Origin of the sequence: Streptomyces sp. A0592, from assembly GCF_004795115.1 — a bacterium.
GTDB lineage: Bacteria > Actinomycetota > Actinomycetes > Streptomycetales > Streptomycetaceae > Streptomyces > Streptomyces erythrochromogenes.
Genome location: NZ_SSBM01000002.1, coordinates 454,867 through 475,139 on the forward strand (window position 1 = coordinate 454,867; position 20,273 = coordinate 475,139).

The following is a 20,273-nucleotide window of genomic DNA, read 5'->3' on the forward strand; positions in this document are numbered from 1 at the left end:
TCCACCACCCAGGACCGGTTCACCTCCACCCGACTGCACCACGAGCTCGCCGACACCATCCCCGGCGCCCAGCTCAGGGACCGACGGGAGGAGGGCCGCGGCGGTGACCCGGTTCCTCGACGGCGACGAGGAGTGGTGGGTGCTGCCGCTGACGTGCACCGCCCACCCGACGTCGTGGCCGGGAGTCCGAGGGACCGGGCCGGCTCAGGGGGCGATCGGCAGCTGCCGCTTGTGCTCGGTGGCGCGGTAGCGGTTGACGATGATGTCGAGGGCGGCCGCGTCCACCGGCTTGCCCTCCAGCACGTCGTCGATGTCGTCGTAGGTGACGCCGAGCGCGTCCTCGTCGGCCAGACCCGGCTTCAGCGTCTCCAGGTCCGCGGTCGGGGTCTTCCAGATCAGCGAGGACGGGGCGCCCAGCGCCTCGGCCGTGGCCCGGACCCGCCGCTTGGTCAGGCCCGTGAGCGGAACCACATCGGCCGCGCCGTCGCCGAACTTGGTGAAGAAGCCCGACACCGCCTCGGCGGCGTGGTCCGTGCCCACCACGAGACCCGCGTGCGCGCCCGCGACCGCGTACTGGGCGACCATGCGCTGGCGGGCCTTGATGTTGCCGTGCACGAAGTCCTGCTGGTGCGCGTCACGGAAGACCGTGCCGCCGGCCAGCACCGCCTCCAGCGCGGCATCGCTCGACGCCTTCACGTCCACGGTGAGGACCTGGTCGGGCCGGATGAACTCCAGCGCCAGCTGCGCGTCCGACTCGTCCGCCTGCACGCCGTACGGCAGCCGCATCGCGAAGAACGTCGCCTCCTGACCCGTGGCGCGCACCCGCTCGACCGCGAGCTGGCACAGCCGGCCCGCCGTCGTGGAGTCCACACCGCCGCTGATACCGAGGACCAGCGAGCGCAGGCCCGTGGAGATCAGCCGGTCGGCGAGGAAGGCCACGCGGCGCTCGATCTCCTGCTGGGCGTCGAAGGACGCGCTCACCTGGAGGTCCCGGGCGATCTCCTGCTGCAGCGTTATGGACGCCTGGTCGGTCACGATTGCTCCTCGGTCGGGCCCGCGGACAGGTCGGTTCGTGCCGCGGGGCGGGCCGCGGGCGCGAAGAGGGGGGCCGGAAAGCACTCTAGAGGAAAGGCTGCGCGGCCCTGCTCAAGGGCCGTGCCGGCGGCGCGCAGGGGGGGGGCCGGTGGACGGCGGTCCCGCGTCATCCCGCCGCGATGAGACCGGGCAGGTCCCGCATGTCGTGGAACACGTGCGTCCCCGGGCCTTCGAGCCGGCCGGCCGGTGTCATCCCGCCCGCGTAGCCGAGGGACCGCATCCCGGCGGCGCGGGCCGCCTCGACACCCGGCCGGCTGTCCTCGACCACCACGCAGGCCGCCGGATCGACGCCCATCCGCTGCGCCGCGTACAGGAACAGGTCCGGGGCCGGCTTGCCGCGGGCGACCTCCGTGGCGCTGTGGATGCGGCCCGCGAAACGGTCGTAGAGCCCGGTGCGGCCCAGGGTGTGGCGCATCTTCTCGTGCGAGCCGCTGGAGGCGACGCAGGTCGGCAGGGTGATCGCGTCGAGCGCCTCGGGCAGGCCGTCGACGGGGGTGAGGCCGGCGTCCACCGCCTCGCGGTGCAGCTGCTCGAACCGCTTCGCCCAGACGTCGGCCGTCGCCCCGCCGAGCCGGGCCGCGACCTGCTCGTGCACGGAGGCGTTGGAGCGCCCGATGAAGAGTTCGATCACGTCGCCCTCGGTGAGGGGCCACCCCAGCTCCGCCCCCAGGGCGATCTGGACGCGCGTCGCGATGCGTTCGGTGTCGACGAGCACGCCGTCGCAGTCGAATATGACGAGTTCAATCGGCTTGATCATTCCCGCAGCATAGAGTCCTGCGCGGCCGGGTCGTCCCCCACGCGGACGGAGGGGTTGCGTCCGCATGCATGAGGTGCCGGAGGCGGGGCAGGCGGAGTCCACGGGGAGAACGAACACCCCAGCACGACAGACGAAGAAGGACGGACGGCCGGGGCATCCCCGCCGTCCCCCGTCCATCGGAGGAGTTGTTTCCGCGTGACTGAGCATGTGTGGAGTTACAAGTCGACCTCGGGCCACCTGGCCGGTACCGATCTGACCGGCTACAAGGTCGAGGCGACCGACGGCGGCATCGGCAAGGTGGACAAGCACTCCGACGAGGTCGGTGACGCCTACCTGGTCGTGGACACCGGGGTCTGGATCTTCGGCAAGGAGGTCCTGCTGCCGGCGAGCACCGTCGTCAGCATCGACCCGGAGGCGCGGACGCTCTACGTCGACCGCACCAAGGGCCAGATCAAGGACGCCCCCGAGTTCCACCGGGACCAGCACCTCGGCGACCGGAACTACCACCAGGAACTCGGCGCCTACTACGCCGCCACCCGGTTCGGCCTCCCGCCGCTCTGACCGGCCGAGTCCGACCGCTCCGAGGCCGTGGGCCCGAACTCCCCGAGTTCGGGCCCACGGCCGTGCCGCGTCCCGACGGGGAGCTCCGACTGCCGCCGTACGGCACACCGACTCCCCGGGCCCGCGCGCGTGATCGGGCCGTTGCCGGGTACCCGCGCAGCAGAGACCCGAACGCGGACAACTCCCAGGAGAGGGAAGCCCCATGACGCTGATACCGCACGCGAACGACAAGTCCGTCCCCACCCCGACGGAGCTGCGGCGGCAGGTCGCTCGCGCGACCGGCCGGCTGCGGGACACCGCCGTGCACGTCGGGCGGCTCGTCGAGGACAAGACGCCGGATCCCGTCCTCGCGGGGGCGTTCCGGACGGCGACGCGCGTCCGGGACACGGCCGCCCGCGCCGGGCGGCTCACCGGGCACGGGAACCTCGACTCCGTCCGGGCGAAGGCCGGCCGGGCCACGACCCTGGCGCGCGGCCACCGCACCGCGCTGGCCACGGCCGCCGGCGTACTGACCGCCGCCGTGATCGCGCGGCGCTCCCGACGGGCACGGCGCGCGAAGTGAAGTAGGGCGTCCGAGGCCGGCTCGGCCCGGCACGGCCCGGTCGGGCCGTGCCGGGCGCGGCGGCTCCGCCGGGCCGCCGGCATTCAGCCCTGCGGCCCGGCCGCCGGCTTCCGTGCCCGCTCGGCATTGAACTGCGCGCCCGTGAGCAGGGCCAGGTTGGCGAACCAGAGCCAGATCACGAAGACCACGATCCCGGCCAGCGACCCGTACAGGCGGCCGTACGTGTCCAGTTGCGTGTACAGCGTGAAGAGCCCCGAGGCGGCCAGCCAGAGCAGGGCCGCCAGTACCCCGCCCGGCAGGCCCCGCCGGGTGCCCCGGCTCTGGACCGGGCCGGTCCGGAACAGGACCAGCACCAGGAGCGTCACGACCACCAGGAGCACGGGCCAGCGCAGCAGCGATACGGCCTCCGGGCCGCTCCATCCGACGGCCCGCGCGGTCCAACGCGCCGGAGGCCCGGACACGACCAGCCCCACCGCGCCGACGACGAGCAGCACCAGCAGCAGCCCCGCGTGGACGACCAGTGTGTGCGCGGCACGCAGCGGACGCCGCGTGTCCGGCACCCGGTGCATGGTGTGCAGGGCCCGGCGGAACACCGCCAGGTAGCTGCACGCCGACCACAGCGCGCTCACCACCCCGCCGAGCAGCAGGGCCCACATCGACGACTGCCCCTCCGGAAGGCCGCCCAGCGCCTCGCGGAGCACCTGCGCGGACTGCGGGGGCGCGTACGCGGTCAGGTCGGCGATGAGGCTCTCGCGCCGCGCCCCGCCCAGCAGCCCCACGACGGACACGGCTATGACGAGGGCGGGCAGCAGCGCGAGCAGGGCGTAGTAGGTGAGGGCGGCCGCGTGGTCGGCCAGGTTGTCCGTCCAGACGCGGACGGCCGTACGCCGCAACTCAGCGCGGGTGCGCGCCGCGAGGGCGCTGGCGGTGCCGGCAGCGGCGGGCGCGGGGCCGGCGGTGGCGGGCGGACCGCCTCGGCGTGGGGCGGTGCGGGGGATGTCGGTCACCCCGTGCGCGTGCCCTCCCGGGCCCGCGCCCATGCGCCCGCGGGGCATCTGCGTACCGGCCCGTCCGCCGGGTACACGGCCTGCCATGACATGGAGCCACGCGCGAAGGCGCGACGAAGAGCCGCAGGAAGCGGTGCGGCCGGTCACCTTGCCCGCGACGAAGAACCTCCCGGCCTCCCCGACCTCCCCGGCCCGCCGGGCGGGCCCGACCCACCCGGCCGTGCGGGCGCTGGCCATGCTGGCCGCCTTCGCCGGGACCGTCCTGTTCAGCGTGGTCCTGGCCCGGCTGACGCTGGAGCCGTCCGCCGCCTCGGCGGACCTCGTGCACAGCAACCTCCAGCCCGGCAGCTCGATCGAGGCCTACCTGGAAAACGCGTCGACGCTCGAAGCGGCCCGCCAACTGGGCGGCAACCTGCTGCTCGGCGTCCCGTTCGGCGTGCTCCTGCCCGTCCTGCTGCCGCCCGCCCGCGGACTGCTGCGGGTCGCCGCGGTGACCGTGTGCCTGATGACGCTGGTGGAACTGATCCAGGGCGCCCTCGTCACCGGACGCGTCTTCGACATCGACGACGTCATCCTCAACACGGCCGGAGCGCTCCTCGGTTACCTCTTCATCGGCCTGCGGCTGGGCCGCGCCGTGCACCCGCGCCGCCGGCACTGGTGGCACCGCCGTCCTTCGTGACTCGTGAGTACTGCACACCCCATCGGTGACAGCGGTGACTGTCGGCCCCCGCGCCCGGCGTGACACGGTCGGGTCTGCCACCGACCGAGGGAGCAGGTGTGAACAAGGGGTACGCCGCCTACTGCGACGCCGACCGCTGGTTCTACGACGCGCCGTACCGGCGGGCCGGCGAGAGCTACCCGCCCGCCCTCGCCCCCGTCCCGTCGGGCTGGCGCTCGCACCGCAGCGGCGACTGGCTCGCCCTGCGCCCCGTCGGCGCCGAACTGCCCGCCCAGGGCTGGAAGATACACGTCTCGGCCACGCTCGACAACGCCGAGTCGGTGCTCACCACGGTGTACGCGTACTGCACCGAGCGGGACATCGCCTTCAAGTTCATACCGAGCCGCCACCTGCTCCACCTGCGCAACGCCAAGTACGCCGACCGCGCGGCGAGCGGGAAGTTCATCACCGTCTACCCCGCCGACGAGGAGCAGTGCCGGCGGATCGCGCAGGACCTCGACGCCGCACTCGGCGGCGCGGCCGGCCCGTACATCCTCAGCGATCTGCGCTGGGGCGCGGGACCGGTTCACCTGCGCTACGGGAGTTTCACCCTGCGGCACTGCTACGGCGAACACGGCGAACTGGTCCCGGCCGTCGAGACCCCCGACGGCCGACTCGTACCGGACCGGCGGGGACCCGCGTTCCAGCCGCCCGAGTGGCTCGAACTGCCCGCTTTCCTGGAGCCCCACCTGCGGGCGCGCTCCGCCGTCACCCTGGCCGGCGTCCCCTTCACGGTGGAACGGGCGCTGCACTTCTCCAACGGCGGCGGCGTCTACCTCGGCAAGGACAGCCGCACCGGCGAGAGCGTGGTCCTCAAGGAGGCCCGGCCGCACGCCGGACTCGCCGCCGACGGCGCCGACGCCGTCACCCGGCTGCACCGCGAACGGACCGCGCTGGAACGGCTGGCGGGCCTGGACTGCGTACCGGCCGTCCGGGGCACCTTCACCGTCGGCGACCACCACTTCCTGGTCCTGCAACACCTCGACGGCAAACCGCTCAACACCTACTTCGCCCGCCGCCACCCCCTGATCGAGGCGGACCCCGCCCCGGCGGAGCTGGCCGACTACACCGCATGGGCACTGAAGATCCACCAGCGGGTGACCGAAGCCGTCGACGCCGTCCACGCCCGAGGGGTCGTCTTCAACGACCTCCACCTCTTCAACATCATGGTCGCCGAGGACGACGACACCGGCGAACCCTCCGTCGCCCTGCTGGACTTCGAGGCCGCCGCGCACATCGACGAGGGCCTGCGGCAGACCGTGGCCAACCCGGCCTTCGTCGCCCCGGCCGAGCGGCGCGGATTCGCCGTCGACCGCTACGCCCTCGCCTGCCTGCGGCTCGCCCTGTTCCTCCCGCTGACCAGCCTGTTCGTCCTGGACCGCACCAAGGCCGCACACCTGGCCGCCGTCGCCGCCGAGCAGTTCCCCGTACCGCGCCGGTTCCTCGACGAAGCCGTCGAGGAGATCCTGGCCGGCGTACCGGAGGGCATGCCCGGCGACCGCCTGCCCGCACCGCCCGGACCGTACCTGCCCGTAGAGCCCGGGCAGTGGCCGGCCGCCCGTACCTCGATGACCGCGGCCCTGCGGGCGAGCGCCACCCCGCACCGCGAGGACCGCTTCGTCCCCGGGGACATCGCCCAGTTCGCGACCGCCCACGGAGGCATCGGCTTCGGCCACGGGATCGCCGGGGTCCTCCACGCCCTCGCCGAAACCGGCGCCGAGCCCTGGCCGGAGGCCGAGGCGTGGCTGCTCGACCGCACCGCGCAACCGGCATCCGGCACCCCTCTCGGCTTCTACGACGGCCTCGCCGGCACGGCCTGGACGCTGGACCGGCTCGGACACCGCGAGCGCGCCCTCGCCCTCGCCGACCGCCTGCTGGACCAGCCCTGGCAGAGCGCGGGCCCCGACCTGTACGGCGGCCTCGCCGGCATCGGCCTCGCCCTGGACGCCCTCGGCACGGCGAGCGGCGAGAGCACACTGCATGCCGCGGCCCTGCACTGCGCCGAGCTGGTCGACCACCCGGACCGGCGCCCCGGCCGCGCGGGCCTCCTGTACGGCAACTCCGGCCCCGCCCTGCTGCTCGTACGCCTCTACGAGCGCACCGGCGACAAGGAACTGCTGATCCAGGCCGCCCACGCGCTCCACCGCGACCTCGACCGCTGCGTCACCAGCGCCTACGGCACGCTCCAGGTGAACGAGGGCTGGCGCACCATGCCGTACCTCGGCGAGGGCAGTGTCGGCATCGGCATGGTCCTCGACGACTGGCTGGAGCACGGTCCCGACGAGCGCTTCGAGCAGGCCCGGACCGAGATCGTACGGGCGGCGCAGGCCACCTTCTACGCCCAGCCCGGGCTGATGCGCGGCGCCGCCGGCATGATTCTGCACCTGGCCCGGACCACCACGCCGGGTCCCGGCACCGGACCCGGCGCCATCGCCCGCCAGATCGACGCACTGGCCCGGCACGCCGTGCCGTACCAGGGGCATCTGGCCTTCCCCGGCGAGCAGATGATGCGGCTGTCCATGGACCTCACCACGGGCACGGCCGGCGCCCTCCTCGCCCTCGGCAGCGCCGCGCCCGGCGGGCGCGCGCACCTGCCGTTCCTCCCGCCGCTGCGCCGAGGCGCCGCGGCCCACCAGCCGGCTCCGCCCGGGGCCGTGACCCATCGCACCACCCGAGAGAAGAGGAATCTGACATGACGCTTCTTGACCTGCAGTCGATGGAGACCCCGAAGGAAGAGACCACCGAGGTCGCGATGACCGGCGGCGGCAGCCGCGCCAGCCTGCTCCTCTGCGGCGACAGCAGCCTGAGCATCACGACCTGTAACTGACCCGGGTCACCTCGGGCCCGGGCGGTTCACCGCCCGGGCCCGCACCACATCTCTGGAGGCATCCGCCGATGAGCCCCCCCGACGTGGCCGCCGCCCCGGCTCAGGAGCCGGAGCCAGACCTGGCGCGCGGCGCGGACCGGGCGCTCCTCGCGGCGGCCCGGCACAGCGGCGGGCGCACCGCCGCGGTCCTCGGATGCACCGTGGCGGCCGCCGCGGCGGCCCTCGCCGAACCCGCCGTCCTCGGCCACACCCTGGACCTGCTGCTGCGCCGGGACCCCTCCGCCCCCGCCTGGACCCTGCTGTGCGCCGCCGTCATCGCGGCCGAAGTGGCCCTGGACGCCGCCGCGGCACGACTGACCGGCGAGGTCGACGGCCGGTCCACCGCCCGGCTGCGCAGGCTCGGCCTCGCCGGGCTGCTGGGCACCGCCCCGCACCACGCGGCCCGTCACGCGCCCGGCGAGAGCGCCGCGCGGCTGACCGCACACGCCGCCGAGGCGGGGAAGGTCCCGGCGGCCGTCGCACACGCCCTCGCCGCAGTGCTGCCGCCGCTCGGCGCGGTGGCCGCGCTCTTCCTCATCGACCTGTGGACGGCGCTCGCCTTCCTGCTGGGCCTGCCGCTGCTGGTGCTCCTGCTGCGGGCCTTCACCCGCGACACCCTCACCAGCGTCGCCCGCTACCAGCAGGTGCAGCTCGCCACCGCCGGACGCCTCGTCGAGGCACTGGCCGGGGCCCGCACCATCGCGGCCGCCGGGACCGCCGACCGCGAACGCGTACGGATCCTCGCGCGGTTGCCCGAACTCGGCACCGAGGGCAGGCGCATGTGGCAGGTCTACGGCGGCACGACGGCCCGGTCCACGGCCCTCATGCCGATGCTCCTCTACGCGGTCCTCGCCGTCGGCGGCATCCGCCTGGCGGCCGGGGCCATCGGCGTCGGCGAACTCCTCGCCGCCCTGCGGTACGCGGGCCTCGCGGCCGGCGTCGGCGCGGTGACCGGCGCACTGGCGGCCGTGGCCCGCGGCCGGGCCGCGGCCCGGCGGACCGCGGCCCTCGTGGCCCTGCCCCCGCTCGGCCACGGCCCGGCCGACCTGCCCGAAGGCGGCCCCGGCACGCTGGAGCTGCGCGGCGTGCGGGTCCTGCGCGGCGGATCGGCCGTCCTGCACGACATCAGCCTGGTGATCCCCGGAGGCAGCACCGTGGCGGTGGTGGGCCGGTCCGGCGCCGGCAAGACGCTGTTCGCCGCCGTGGCCGGCCGGCTCGCCGACCCGGACGCCGGCCAGGTGCTGCTGGACGGCGTGCCGCTGCGGGAACTGACCGCCCAAGCCCTGCGCCGCGAGGTCGGCCACGCCTTCGACAGGCCTGTACTGCTCGGCGACACGGTCGGCGACGCGATCGGGTTCGGCGCGGGGCCCGCCCCCGGGCCGCAGGCGCTCCGGGCCGCGGCCCGCGCAGCGGGCGCCGACCCGTTCGTACGGCGCCTGCCCGACGGGTACGCGACGCGCCTCGCCGACGCGCCGCTGTCCGGCGGTGAGGTGCAACGCCTCGGACTGGCCCGGGCGTTCTGCCATGCCGGCCGGCTGCTCGTACTGGACGACGCGACCTCCAGCCTCGACACCGTCACCGCCCGCGAGGTCGAGCGGGCACTGGCCCGCCGGATCCGGCCGGGGACCCGGATCGTGGTCGCCCACCGCCTCTCGTCCGCGGTCCGCGCCGACCTCGTCGTGTGGCTGGAGGAGGGGCGGATGCGGGCCGTCGGCACCCATGCCGATCTGTGGCGACGCGAGCCCGCCTACCGGACGGTCTTCGCCGCCGCCGAAGCGACGGCTGACGCGGAGGCGGATGCGGACGCGGGTTCGGAGGACGGGAAGGACGAGCACCCGGCGCCCCCGCGGAAGCAGGAGGCAGGACGATGACCGGGAAGGGCAGGGGCGGGGGGAGGCGGCCGGGGAGCGGTACGGAGACGGAGACATGGCGCCGGGTGGCCCCCGAGGGCCGGCGGTTCCTGCGGAGCCGCAAGAGCGCCCTGGCACGCCTGGCTGCATGGTCGCTCCTGGAGTCCGTGCACACCTTCCTCGGTGGCTACGGCGTGGCCCGCGCCCTGGACGACGGCTTCCTCGCCGGCCGCACGGGAACCGGCCTGGCCTGGCTCGCCGCGGCCGCGCTGGGGGCCCTCCTCGGCGGATGCGCGCTGCGGGGCGTGTTCGCCGGCCTCGCCGACCTCGTCGAGCCACTGCGGGACGGCCTGGTCCGGCGGGCGGTGCGGCAGGCGCTGGACCGCGCGGTCGCCGACCCGGTACGGGCGCCCGACGCGGGCGCCGTGGCCCGCCTGACCCAGCAGACGGAGATGGCCCGGGACTCCTTCGCCGGGCTGGTCCTGACGGTGCGGTCCCTCGTGTTCACCGCCGTGGGCGCCTTCGCGGGCATGGCGGCCCTGGCCCCGGTCCTGCTGCTGATCGTGCTGCCGCCACTGCTGCTCGGCGTCGCGGCCTTCCTGGCCACGCTGCGCCCCATGGCCGCCGTACAACGCCGGTCCCTGGACACCGACGAGGCCCTCGCGGACCGCCTGGCGGAGCTGGGGGAGGGACTGCGCGACGTCGTCGCATGCGGCGGACAGACGGCGGCGCGGGACCGGGTCGAGCCGCTGATCTCGGCCCAGGAGGAGCTGGCACGCAGGCTCGCGGGCTGGGCGGCCCTGCGGACCCTGGCGCTGGGTACGGCGGGCCGGCTGCCGGTGATCGCCCTGCTCGTCGCGGCGCCCTGGCTGCTCGCGCACGGCATCACCGCCGGAACGCTGGCGGGCGGTCTCACGTATCTGGTGCAGGCTCTGCTGCCGGCCCTCAACTCGGCGATGACGGCCCTCGGTTCGGCCGGTACCCGCCTGCTGGTGGTCCTGGAGCGCTTCTGCGACCCCGCGCCGCAGCAGATCCCGGACGGTGCGGACGCCGCCGCCGGGGAGGCGAAGCCGCAGCCGCCCGGCCACGCCGTCCCACCGGCCGCCGCGGCGGCGGAACTCCGTGGTGCCACCTTCGCCTACGGCCGAGGCGCGGCGCCCGTGCTCGACGGCCTCGACCTGGTCGTGCGGCCGGGGGAACACCTCGCCGTCGTCGGACCGAGCGGCATCGGAAAGTCCACGCTCACCGCCCTGCTCGCCGGCATGCTCGCACCCGACGCCGGCACCGTGCTCGTCGCGGGCTCGGCCGCCCGCCGGACACCGGACGCGAGGGGGCCGGACCCGCGGCGGACCCTCCTGCCGCAGCAGGCCTACGTGTTCACCGGCACCGTGCGGGAGAACCTCACCCACCTGTCCCCCCTCCCCCCGGACCCGGGCGACCCCCGGTCCGGGGACGCCCGGCTCCGGCGCGCCGTCGCCGTCCTCGGGCTGGACGGCATGGTGGAGCGGCTGGGCGGGCTGGACGCCGAGGTGCGGCCCCGGATGCTGTCCCGCGGCGAGAGCCAGCACCTCGCGCTCGCCGCCGCCTACCTCTCGCCGGCGCCGCTCCTGCTCCTCGACGAGGCCACCTGCCACCTGGACCCGCGTACGGAGGAGCGTGCCGAACGGGCCCTCGCGGCGCGGCCCGGCACCCTCGTCGTCGTGGCCCACCGCGTCTCGTCCGCGGCCCGCGCCGACCGGGTCCTCGTCCTGGACGGGACCCGAGCCGTCTGCGGCACCCATGCGGAACTCCCGGCCAGATCACCGCTGTACCGCGATCTGGTGGGGAAGTGGAACGGCGCCGAAGACGGATGACCCGCCGGTCCCGGCCCCGCCCGCGGCGGCCGTGGATCAGACCCAGCCCTCCCGCCGGGAAATCCGGATCGCGTCGATGAGGTTGCGCGCGCCGGTCTTACGGGTCGCCGCGGCCATGTAGTTGCGTACCGTCCCGCTCGCCAGGTGCAGGGTGCGGGCGATCTCGGCGATGGAATCGCCCTCGGCGGCCCGGGCCAGCACGCTGAGCTCGCGCGGGCTCAGCGGTACGGGATCCGCCTCCATGAAGGCGGAGGCCAGGGAGGCGTCTATGAACCGTTCCCCCGCGGCGACCCGTCGTACCGCGCGTACCAGACGCCCCGGCGAGCCGTCCTTGTCGACGTAGCCGCGGGCCTCGGCGCGGAAGGCCCGGTGCAGCGAACCGGGTGCGCCGGTCGACGCGAGCACCAGTACGGGGGAAGGAGACGCGAGGACCTGGCGGTCCGCTCCGCGCCCGTGGTCGGCCAGCACGGCCGTCGTCCCCGGACAGTCGAGATCGACGACCGTCACGTCCGGGCATAAGGACTCCGCGCGGCGTGCCGCGCTCGGCCAGCCCGCGGACGTGACCTCGAAAGGCCCTTCCGATCTCAGCAGGGCGGCCAGTGCCGACCGGACCAGGCTGACGCTGTGCAGGACCAGGACCTTCGTCATCGTGAGCTCTCCTCGGTGAACGAACCGACAGCACCACGCGGCTGCCCCCGGGCAGGGGAGATGGAACGTCACTGCGGGGGGCGTGCAGGGGCGCACGGACAACTTGGCCGAGATGCCCGGGGATCCGGCTCCGCTTAGGCGGGATACCCCCTTGAACTCACACCCCCCGCCCCCACCCCGCGCCCCCACCCGGTGCCCTCACACCTCGCGCCACCGGGCCATCGCCCACGAGAACGCCCCGAAGAGCACCAGCCCGACGGCCACCGCGACCAGCAGCCACGGTCCCGCCGGAGTCCCGGCGAACGACCTCAGGGTGTCGTCGAGCCCCTTCGCCCGACCCGGGTCGTAGCGCAACGCCGCGTACACGATGAAGCCGCCGGCCGCCGCGAACACGGCCCCGCGGGCCAGCCCGCCGGTGACCCCGAGGAAGTCGACCGCCTTGCGCGAGCCCTCCGAGGCCCCGCCCATCGAGAGGTGCTTGCGGAAGCGGCACCGTGCCGCCTGCACCGCCATGACCACACCCGCGATCGCGATGCCGAGCCCGGCGGCACCCACCAGCCACTGCCCGGCCGGCAGGCCGAGCGCCTTGGCGGTCATGTCACGCGACTGTTCGTCCCCGGAGCGCCCGCCGCCGCCCGAGGCGAACGCGAGGACGGAGAAGGCCGCCACCGCGTAGAACACGCACCGGCCCGCCGAAGCCAGCCGTTTGGCGGCCTTGTCGCCGTCCGGCCCGGCCGCGCCGAACACCGCCTCCGACAGCCGCCACAGCCCCATGCACACGAGACCGATGCCGACAGCCCAGATGAGGACGGAGCCGAAGGGCTTGTCCGCGAGCTCGTGGAGGGCACCCTGCCGGTCGGCCTCCCGGCCGCCGCCACCGCCGAAGGCGACGCGGACGGCCAGAATCCCGATCAGCACATACAGCACCCCGCGTGCCACCAGCCCGCTGCGCGCCGTGACCTCCCGGAGCGTGCCGCCGCGCGACGCGCTCCGGGCGCCCTTTCTCGCCGTCATCCCACTCATCCCACTCACCCCGCTCGCCCTGCTCACCCCACCCATCACGATCAGACCTCGCCGCGCCAGGCGCCCGTCTCGACCCCGCGGGACTCGATGAACAGCTTGAACCGCTTCAGATCGCCGTTGACCTGGCGCTTGACGAAGCCGAGCTTGTCGGCCGCGGCTTCGGCGATGCCGTCGGGCACCCAGTTCATGTGCAGGACGACCTTGGTGGTGGTCGCGTCGATCGGCTGGAAGGTGACGAGCCCGGCCTGGCGGGCCTCACCGTCGACCGTCATCCACGCGACGCGCCGGTCCGGGAGCTGCTCGGTGATCTGCGCGTCGAACTCGCGCCGGACCCCGTTCACGTTCGTCACCCAGTGGGTGAGCGTGTCACTGCGCTGGTCGATGCGCTCGACCCCCTCCATGAAGGCGGGGAAGTCCTCGAACTGCGTCCACTGGTTGTAGGCCGTGCGTACCGGAACATTGACCTCGACATACTCCTCGACGTGCGACATGCGCACCCCTTTCGCGTCGTCGGGCGTCCGTCTGGACGTCTCGTGGCGCGGCTACCCGGCCCCCCGGGCACCATGCGCCCGCACGGCGCGTGTACCGCTGATGACGCAGGGCACACGCGGGTGCATGACCGTACTCAAGACAAGCGTCATCGTCCTGGACTGCGCCGAACCCGAGTCCCTGGCCCGCTTCTACGCGGAACTGCTCGGCGCGACGGCGGGCCCGGCCCCCGACGACGGCGAGCTGTACCTCGTCACCGGCGGCACCGGCGTGCTGCTCGGCATCCGCCGCGATCCGCAGCACACACCGCCGAGCTGGCCGCTGCCGGAGGGCTCCCAGCCGGTCCACCTGCGGATCCTGGTCGCGGAGGAATCCCTCGACGAGGCCGAGCGCGAGGCCGTCGCCCTCGGCGCGCGCCCGGTGTCGGCCGAGGAGGACGGCACCCGCCCGGACAACCGCACGACCCTGCGTCGCTACGCGGACCCGGCGGGCCACGCATTCGTCCTCGCGACCGTCAGGTCAGCGGGCGGCTGACCCTTCCGCAGGGGAGCGAAGCCGCAGGTGGCAGACGGTCCGCTAGCATCCGGGCATGGGACGAGACCATCCACCGAGGCCGTTCGCCGTCGGCGACGTCGTGGCGGTGTACTCCGAGGCGCTCGACGCCTGGACCGCCTCGCAGATCACCGGCATCGACGCCGCGGCGAAGTACGCCGCGGTCCTCGAACTGGACTGGTCCGGACCCGAGCCCGAGGCCGTGGCCGACCTGGGCGAGGTACAGCCGCTGCGCCTCACCCACCACAACTGGGGCGGCACGCTCTCGTACTGCAACCACAGCTGGGTCCTTCCGAGGAGCTTCAAGGTGATCGGCTCCTTGCCCCCACTGGTCAGCGATCCTTCGAACGCCTACGGCTCGGCATGGGGGCGGGGCGGGCAGCTGGCCCTGCAACGGCACTGGGACAGCGGAGACCGCACGGACTGGAACGCGCCGTACGCGCTGACGTGCACCGCCGATGAACTCATCGGGGACACCCCGCGGGCGGGCGTCACGGACCTGACCGTTCGCGGGATCACCCGGCTCGACTGCGCTCACCTCGTCGCCGCCTTCCCGGATCTGACCCGCCTGTCGCTGTGGGGGAACCTCGGCACGCTCACGTCGGCGGCAGCCCTGAACCGGTTGCCGCGGCTGCAAGGGCTCACGATCACCGAGCTGTTCGGGATGGAGGCCTCGGACTGCCTGCTGCCGCAGGATGTACCGGAGGTGGAGGACGTGGTGCTGTACGGCATTCCGGCGGACTACGCGAACGCGATGCGCAAGGCCTGGCGTCCGCACGTGCGGCACGGGGTGCAGCTCGACATCGGCGGTGCCCGCACGCCGGACTGGGTCGCCGCCAACGCCACCAACCCCCTCCGCGACTGGGACGGCCGCAGGCACATACCCCGCACCGCGTACCGCAAGGCCGTTGCCCAGTACAAGGACACCCGCGCCGCCTTCCTCGCCGAGGTCACCGCCGGCGGGCACTCCGGCAACATCACGGAGATCGGACGCTCCTTCGGAGCCGCCCTCAACGCCCTGGACAGCCGCTCGTGCTTCGTCGAGACCGTGGAACGCGAGGAGTTGTTCGACGCCCTGGACTTCTTGGTGGACGAGGCGCAGACGGCTGTCGGACGCGACCTGTCCACCGCTCGCGCCGCGCTGATCGAGGCGGTGGACTCCGTCCGCGACTGGTGACCGGAACGTGCCGAGGGGCAACGGCACGGCGGGCCGGTGCCGGCGGCGCCCACGGCGAGCCGGCACCGGCCATGCGCGCCTACCTCCTGACGTTCGGCTGGGGCAGCCGGCTGTGACCAAGCCGCATGGGCGGGCGTGCGGACAACGGCGTGGGTGTGTGCATGGTGAGCGTCGGCGACGTGGTGCAGGCACCGAGCGGGGCAACCGGCCGCGGCGCGAGCCGGACAGCGGAGCGCCGGTGGGATGCCGGTCAGCCGTAGGTGATCGTCACCTCGCGGAAGCCCAGCGAGCGCAGCAGGCCCTCCAGCATCGACGTCGTGTTCTTCTCGGCGCGCTCGGCCAGGCCGCCGGTGCGGGCCGCCTCGTCGATGTGCTGCGCGGCGAGCTTCTGTACGGCCTGTTCGCCGGCCGGGTTGTCGGAGAACAGGTCGCCGATCCGGTCCAGCAGGCCGCGCTGCTTGGACACCGCGTACGAGCGGTTCGGGTCGAGGGCCGCCGTGCCGAGTTCCGCGTGCGGCAGCCGGATCGAGGCCGCGGTGCGGTCCTCGTTCACCGTGACGCTGCGCTCGTCCAGCCCGCCCATGTCGACGTAGCCGCTGACCGTGCCCGCGCCCACGTACAGCGTGCGCGTGCCGCGGATGGCGTCCGGGAGGAAGGCCGCGTCCTTCTCCAGGTCCACGACCACCTGGAAGTTGCCGACGGCCGCTTCGTAACGGTCCATGTCCTGGACCGACTTGAGCAGTGCCGGACCCGAGCGGTCCCGGGTGTCCTCGCCGAAGAGGTCGCCGAACCCCGGAACCAGGCTGAAGCGCTCCACGAGCACGATCAGCAACACGACCACTGCCACGCCGGCGGCGATCCGCCCCCACATCGGGCGCCGCGTGCCGCCCGGCCGATCCGAAGAGGTTTCCATGTCCCGCGGATACCCCGTGGGGGCGGCTCCACTACGTCGCGGCGGCGCCGGCTACTGCTCGGTGGGCCGGCCGGACACCAGCCGGGCGGCCTCGATCTCGGCCCAGACGGCCTTCCCGTCCGCGTGCGGGTCCGCGCCCCAGCGGTCGGACAGCCGCTCCACTATGTGGAGGCCGTGCCCGCCCGGGACGCCGCGCCGCGGTGCCGGATCGCGGCGGGGGAGCGTCGTCGTGCCGTCGCACACCTCGATGCGCAGCACCTTCCCGGCCGTGAGCACGAGCTCGCGACAGCCGCCCGCGTGCAGCGACGCGTTCGTCAGCAGCTCGGACACGAGGAGCAGGGTGTCCTCGGAGGTCTCGGTCCCGTCCCAGCCCCAGTCCCGCAGGGCCTGGCGCGTGAAATCGCGCCCCTTGGCGACCGAGCCGCGGACGCCCGCCAGGGCGAGCCGGCGGCGCTGCCCCGCGGCGGGTAGGCCGACACTCACAGGATCACCCGTTTCCGGTCCGACGGTCTCCACTGAGCTCTCTCACCCCCGCGTTGACACTGGTCTCTGTCACAGGCGTATGCCCGGCGCGGCACGATCGATGTACGGGACCGTCCACGCACCGCCGACGACTCGTGGCCGTCCTGGCAAGCGCAGGACATTGTAGGCGACGACCGGTCTCAGGGCGTGTCCGCGTGCAGCCGCAGCGTGAAGCCGCTCTCCGTGGCCCGGACCTCCACCAGGTCGCAGAGCTGGTGGATCATCCACAGACCGCGGCCGCCGTGGGCCGAGGCCAGGGAGGGGCGCCGCCGCCCCGCCAGCGGGTCCGCCGGCCGGCCGCCGTCGTGGATCTCGGCGACGACACCCGCCGCGGGCCCCGCGGCGGTCCATAGGCGCAGCGTGCCCTTCCCGCCACCGTGGGCGAGGGAGTTCGCCGCGGCCTCGCTGATCGCCATGATCAGGTCGCTGCGCCGGGCCGGGGTCAGTGCGGTGCCGCGCGCCCAGCCCTCGGCGTACTCGCGTACCTCGGCCAGCCCTCCGTGGGTGTACGCGAGCCGGGCCACCGGGCCGTCGGGCTCGGGCAGCGGGCCGTCCAGGTCCGCCGTGACCTGCGCGGCGTCGGTGTAGGCGGGGCTCGGCAGGTCCCGGCCGTGCTCGATGAGCACGGGGTGGGTGCGCCGGGCGTCGCTCACCACGGCGGGCGCCAGCCCGGCCACGTCGTACGGGCACAGGACGGTGGCGGCCCGGCCGGCGAAGGCCGTGTTGATGAGGGCCTCGTGGCGGGTGGCCTCCCGCACTTCGGCGGGGGAGCGGCCGGGCCAGATCGGTTCGCCGACGATCCGCGCCGCCCGGTCCGCGTGGCGGTCGGCGAACTCCTGGAGGGCGGCCAGGATCCGTCCGGGGTTGCGGCCCAGCTCCGTCATGTCCGTCCAGGTGATCCCGGCGCCGCGGCCCGCGCCGAGGCTGTCGCGCAGGGCGTCCAGGTGCTGCCCGGGCACGGCGACGAGCACCGGCTCGTCGGCGGCGAGGGCGTCCCGTACGAAGCCGCCCACCCCGGCCACGTACTCGCTGAGGCCGCGGTAGAAGAGGGCGGGATGGACGAAGGCCCCCGGCCCGGCGGGCGCAGGAACAGTGTTCATGCTGCGACCTCCAGCGCGGCGCACTCGTCCGGGAACATCTCCACTACCTTGCGGAGCGAGTATGGCGGGTCGTGGAGCAGCAGGCGCCGCCCCTGCCCGCTGAAGTCCACGGACGCCCGTACGAGTGCTGCGACCGCGGCCGGGTCGAGGAAGGCCACGGCGGAGAGGTCGAGGTGCACGACGGGCCCGGGTATACCGGCCACCACGCCGAGCGCGCCGGCCAGCGCCTGGCGGGTGTCGAGGTCGCAGCTGCCAATCAGGCGCGCGCCGGAGCGGTCCTGCAGCGGCAGGGCGGTCAGCGGCGCCGTCGCGCCCGTACTCGGTGTCATCGGTGCCGGGGGCCTACGCCGTGAGCATGCCGGCACGCAGCCGTGCCAGGGTCCGGGAGAGCAGGCGGGAGACCTGCATCTGCGAGATGCCCAGTTCGGCGCCGATCGCGGCCTGGGTTTTGTCCTGGCCGAAGCGCATCTGCAGGATGCGCCGGTCGCGTTCGTCGAGCTCCTCCAGCAGGGGCGCGAGGGTGTGGAACTCCTCGAAGAGCTCCATGGCGGGGTCGACGTCGCCGAGGCGCTCCGCCAGCGGCCGGGCCGCCCGGTTCGCGGTGGAGGGCGCGTCGTCGTCGCCGCCGGCGGCGTCGAGGGAGCCGCTCGTGTAGCCGTTCGCGGCCACCAGCCCGTCGATGATCTCGTCCTCGGAGAGCTCCAGGTGCTGGGCGACCTCCTTGACCGTCGGCGCCCGGCCCAGGACGTCGGTCAGGGCCTCCTGTGCCTTCGCGAGTTCCGTACGGAGCTCCTGCAGCCGGCGGGGCACGTGCACGGCCCAGGTGGTGTCGCGGAAGTACCGCTTGATCTCGCCGGTGATGTACGGCAGGGCGAGTGTGGAGAACTCGACCTCGCGGTCGAGGTCGTAGCGGTCGATGGCCTTGATCAGGCCGATGGTCCCCACCTGGATGATGTCGTCCATGTCGAGGCCGCCGCCGAGCACACGGGCCCGGAAGCGCCGCGCGGCGAACTGGACGAGCGAGAGGTTCATCTCGATCAGGGTGTTGCGGGTGTACTGGTACTCGCGCGTGCCCTCTTCCAGCGACTGCAGCCGCCGGAAGAAGTGCCGCGACAGCTCACGCGCGTCGCCCGGGGCCATCTCGCGGGCGTTCTCCACCCGCGTCGCGGCCTCGTCCCGCGTCAGGTCTTCGTCCCGCGCCGGTGCTCCCGGGTCCTCCCGGTCCCGTACGGGGACGTGCACGTCGGTTGCGCGAATGGGGCCTACAACGGTGGCCGAGCGAGACATGGTGGGCCGCTCCCTCCCGATTGACTGCGGCTGCCGTCGCGCTTCTGCCCAGCGATTGCGTTTCCACACACCTCGATTGCAGCGAGTTCTTTCCCGCGTCCGCCCCGGGCGGTCCCGGGGGGCGTCCGGCCGACCCGGGGGAGCGCTACCGCCGCGGTGAGCAGGCATACTCCCTTGACGACGACGTACAGACGGCGATCCGTGGAGGCGGAGATGAGCGGATTCGGGGACGCGTACCAGCCAGGTGTGGTGGGGGAGGGCTACCCGGCGGGTGGGGGCTGGGTGGTGTCGGCCCACGGGGAGCTGGACCAGGACACGCTGAACCCGCTGGAAGAGGCCCTCACCGCAGCCGCCGGCCGGCACGCACTGGTGGTTCTGGACGCCGGCTCCATCACCTTCGGGGACTCCTCCTTCCTGAACCTGCTCCTGCGGCTGCACCACCTCACCGGGCTGCGCATCGCGGCCCCGGGCGAGCAGCTGCGCCGGCTTTTCGCCGTGACCGGCGCGGACACCGTCCTGTCGCTGCACACGAGTGTCGAGGACGCCCTCGCGGCGTGAACCGGCGTGCCCGCAGAGCAGCCTGCGTACAGGTCAGCCGGCGCACGGTCAGCCCCCCTACGGTCAGCCTGTGCACGGGTCAGCCGGTGCGCAGGTCGGCCCCGTGCGGGTCCGGGCCGCCGGCGGGCCGGAAACAGGCGGTGATCGCCTTGCCGCCGTGGCACGCGTGGACGTCCAGGGAGTCGGCCAGCGCGGTGACGATGCCCAGCCCGCGGCCGGAGGTGGCATGCGCGTCGGCACCGGTGTTCCGGGAGCGGGGCAGCCGCGGATCGCCGTCGGCGACGCTGACGTGGAGACAGCGGCCGTCCCAGGTCAGCACCAGGTGCGCGGTGCCGACGGCGTGCAGGTGGGCGTTGGTGACCAGTTCGGAGACGCAGAGCAGCACGGAGTGCACGGTGTCGGCCGCCGTGGCGTTCCACGGCAGGGACGCCAGGTGCGCCGCGGTCCACTGCCGCGCCGCCCGGACCCCTTCCGAGATCGGGAACGAACGTGCCCAGCCGACCGCCTTGACTGCCAATGTCCTCACCCCTTTTCCATCTTTGTGCCGTCCGATACCGGTTCGTCTACCCGGAGCCGGCGGCGGCATCCGGGGATTCTCGAAGGGCCCTGGGGAAACGTGAGTTCGGGCCGGGCCCGCCCTGGATCCCGGGCAACCCCCCTTCCGCGGATTCCGGATGCGCCGCTCCCGGAGTGATCGAGCGTGCTCCACCGCACCTCCGGCGGCGTTAGCCTTCA

At 74.1% G+C, this 20,273-nt stretch carries 22 protein-coding genes; 10 read left to right on the forward strand and 12 right to left on the reverse strand.

The features are described 5' to 3' along the window. Positions 1-204: 204 nt before the first annotated feature. Entirely contained in the window at positions 205-1,035 is an 831-nt protein-coding gene (nadE, locus tag E6U81_RS05270) for an ammonia-dependent NAD(+) synthetase (protein ID WP_136228872.1), read from the reverse strand. 166 nt (positions 1,036-1,201) lie between these two features. Further along, positions 1,202-1,852 carry an HAD family hydrolase gene (locus tag E6U81_RS05275; RefSeq protein ID WP_136228873.1) on the reverse strand — a complete coding sequence of 217 codons (651 nt, stop codon included), beginning with the start codon at positions 1,850-1,852 and terminating at the stop codon, positions 1,202-1,204. Between the two features lie 195 nt (positions 1,853-2,047). On the opposite strand from E6U81_RS05275, the gene E6U81_RS05280 reads away from it, so the two are divergent. Continuing rightward, entirely contained in the window at positions 2,048-2,413 is a 366-nt protein-coding gene (locus E6U81_RS05280) for a PRC-barrel domain-containing protein (protein ID WP_136228874.1), read from the forward strand. Positions 2,414-2,615: 202 nt separating this feature from the next. Further along, entirely contained in the window at positions 2,616-2,975 is a 360-nt protein-coding gene (locus tag E6U81_RS05285; RefSeq protein WP_136228875.1) for a hypothetical protein, read from the forward strand. 83 nt (positions 2,976-3,058) lie between these two features. Here the strand turns inward: E6U81_RS05285 and E6U81_RS05290 are convergent, their stop codons facing one another. Then, entirely contained in the window at positions 3,059-3,982 is a 924-nt protein-coding gene (locus E6U81_RS05290; protein ID WP_240803646.1) for a YihY/virulence factor BrkB family protein, read from the reverse strand. Positions 3,983-4,067: 85 nt separating this feature from the next. On the opposite strand from E6U81_RS05290, the gene E6U81_RS05295 reads away from it, so the two are divergent. The 5 genes from E6U81_RS05295 (at position 4,068) to E6U81_RS05315 (ending at position 11,269) form a co-directional block, all read left to right on the forward strand. Beyond that, positions 4,068-4,661, forward strand: a complete 594-nt coding sequence (locus E6U81_RS05295) for a VanZ family protein (protein ID WP_240803647.1) — start codon at positions 4,068-4,070, stop codon at positions 4,659-4,661. Between the two features lie 98 nt (positions 4,662-4,759). Further along, positions 4,760-7,396, forward strand: a complete 2,637-nt coding sequence (gene lanKC, locus E6U81_RS05300; protein ID WP_136228876.1) for a class III lanthionine synthetase LanKC — start codon at positions 4,760-4,762, stop codon at positions 7,394-7,396. Continuing rightward, positions 7,393-7,527, forward strand: a complete 135-nt coding sequence (locus E6U81_RS05305; protein ID WP_030655136.1) for a SapB/AmfS family lanthipeptide — start codon at positions 7,393-7,395, stop codon at positions 7,525-7,527. Before lanKC ends, E6U81_RS05305 begins: the two co-directional genes overlap by 4 nt. Positions 7,528-7,595: 68 nt before the next feature. Next, on the forward strand, positions 7,596-9,437 hold the full coding sequence (locus tag E6U81_RS05310) for an ABC transporter ATP-binding protein (RefSeq protein ID WP_136228877.1): 1,842 nt from the start codon (positions 7,596-7,598) through the stop codon (positions 9,435-9,437). After that, positions 9,434-11,269, forward strand: coding sequence for an ABC transporter ATP-binding protein (locus E6U81_RS05315; protein ID WP_136228878.1), 1,836 nt, complete (start codon positions 9,434-9,436; stop codon positions 11,267-11,269). Before E6U81_RS05310 ends, E6U81_RS05315 begins: the two co-directional genes overlap by 4 nt. 36 nt (positions 11,270-11,305) lie before the next feature. Here the strand turns inward: E6U81_RS05315 and E6U81_RS05320 are convergent, their stop codons facing one another. From E6U81_RS05320 to E6U81_RS05330, 3 genes are all read right to left on the reverse strand, one after another. Next, the gene (locus tag E6U81_RS05320) at positions 11,306-11,917 is read right to left on the reverse strand and encodes a response regulator transcription factor (RefSeq protein WP_031148098.1); all 612 of its coding nucleotides are present in this window, start codon (positions 11,915-11,917) and stop codon (positions 11,306-11,308) included. Positions 11,918-12,115: 198 nt separating this feature from the next. Further along, positions 12,116-12,931: a DUF1206 domain-containing protein gene (locus tag E6U81_RS05325; protein ID WP_240803648.1), complete on the reverse strand. Its 816-nt coding sequence runs from the start codon at positions 12,929-12,931 to the stop codon at positions 12,116-12,118. A 50-nt stretch (positions 12,932-12,981) separates the two neighbouring features. Continuing rightward, positions 12,982-13,431: an SRPBCC family protein gene (locus E6U81_RS05330; RefSeq protein ID WP_031148102.1), complete on the reverse strand. Its 450-nt coding sequence runs from the start codon at positions 13,429-13,431 to the stop codon at positions 12,982-12,984. Positions 13,432-13,555: 124 nt separating this feature from the next. Here E6U81_RS05330 and E6U81_RS05335 point away from each other — a divergent pair, with 124 nt between their 5' ends. Together E6U81_RS05335 and E6U81_RS05340 are read left to right on the forward strand one after the other, a co-directional pair. After that, on the forward strand, positions 13,556-13,963 hold the full coding sequence (locus E6U81_RS05335; RefSeq protein WP_136228880.1) for a VOC family protein: 408 nt from the start codon (positions 13,556-13,558) through the stop codon (positions 13,961-13,963). Positions 13,964-14,018: 55 nt separating this feature from the next. Beyond that, a complete protein-coding gene (locus E6U81_RS05340) occupies positions 14,019-15,158 on the forward strand; it encodes a hypothetical protein (protein ID WP_136228881.1) in 1,140 nt (379 codons plus the stop codon). A 250-nt stretch (positions 15,159-15,408) separates the two neighbouring features. On the opposite strand, the gene E6U81_RS05345 is transcribed toward E6U81_RS05340, so the two are convergent. From E6U81_RS05345 to E6U81_RS05365, 5 genes are all read right to left on the reverse strand, one after another. Further along, entirely contained in the window at positions 15,409-16,071 is a 663-nt protein-coding gene (locus tag E6U81_RS05345; RefSeq protein WP_136228882.1) for a DUF4230 domain-containing protein, read from the reverse strand. A gap of 51 nt (positions 16,072-16,122) precedes the next feature. Continuing rightward, positions 16,123-16,554, reverse strand: coding sequence for an ATP-binding protein (locus tag E6U81_RS05350; protein ID WP_240803649.1), 432 nt, complete (start codon positions 16,552-16,554; stop codon positions 16,123-16,125). Between the two features lie 179 nt (positions 16,555-16,733). Then, complete coding sequence (locus E6U81_RS05355; protein WP_136228884.1) at positions 16,734-17,693, reverse strand: sensor histidine kinase; 960 nt, start codon at positions 17,691-17,693, stop codon at positions 16,734-16,736. Then, positions 17,690-18,022 carry an STAS domain-containing protein gene (locus tag E6U81_RS05360; protein WP_136228885.1) on the reverse strand — a complete coding sequence of 111 codons (333 nt, stop codon included), beginning with the start codon at positions 18,020-18,022 and terminating at the stop codon, positions 17,690-17,692. Before E6U81_RS05360 ends, E6U81_RS05355 begins: the two co-directional genes overlap by 4 nt. Before the next feature lie 13 nt (positions 18,023-18,035). Beyond that, positions 18,036-18,980, reverse strand: coding sequence for a SigB/SigF/SigG family RNA polymerase sigma factor (locus E6U81_RS05365; protein WP_136228886.1), 945 nt, complete (start codon positions 18,978-18,980; stop codon positions 18,036-18,038). Positions 18,981-19,193: 213 nt separating this feature from the next. Here E6U81_RS05365 and E6U81_RS05370 point away from each other — a divergent pair, with 213 nt between their 5' ends. Continuing rightward, entirely contained in the window at positions 19,194-19,538 is a 345-nt protein-coding gene (locus E6U81_RS05370; RefSeq protein ID WP_136228887.1) for an STAS domain-containing protein, read from the forward strand. 79 nt (positions 19,539-19,617) lie between these two features. On the opposite strand, the gene E6U81_RS05375 is transcribed toward E6U81_RS05370, so the two are convergent. Continuing rightward, positions 19,618-20,055 carry an ATP-binding protein gene (locus E6U81_RS05375; protein ID WP_240803664.1) on the reverse strand — a complete coding sequence of 146 codons (438 nt, stop codon included), beginning with the start codon at positions 20,053-20,055 and terminating at the stop codon, positions 19,618-19,620. Positions 20,056-20,273 lie beyond the last annotated feature (218 nt).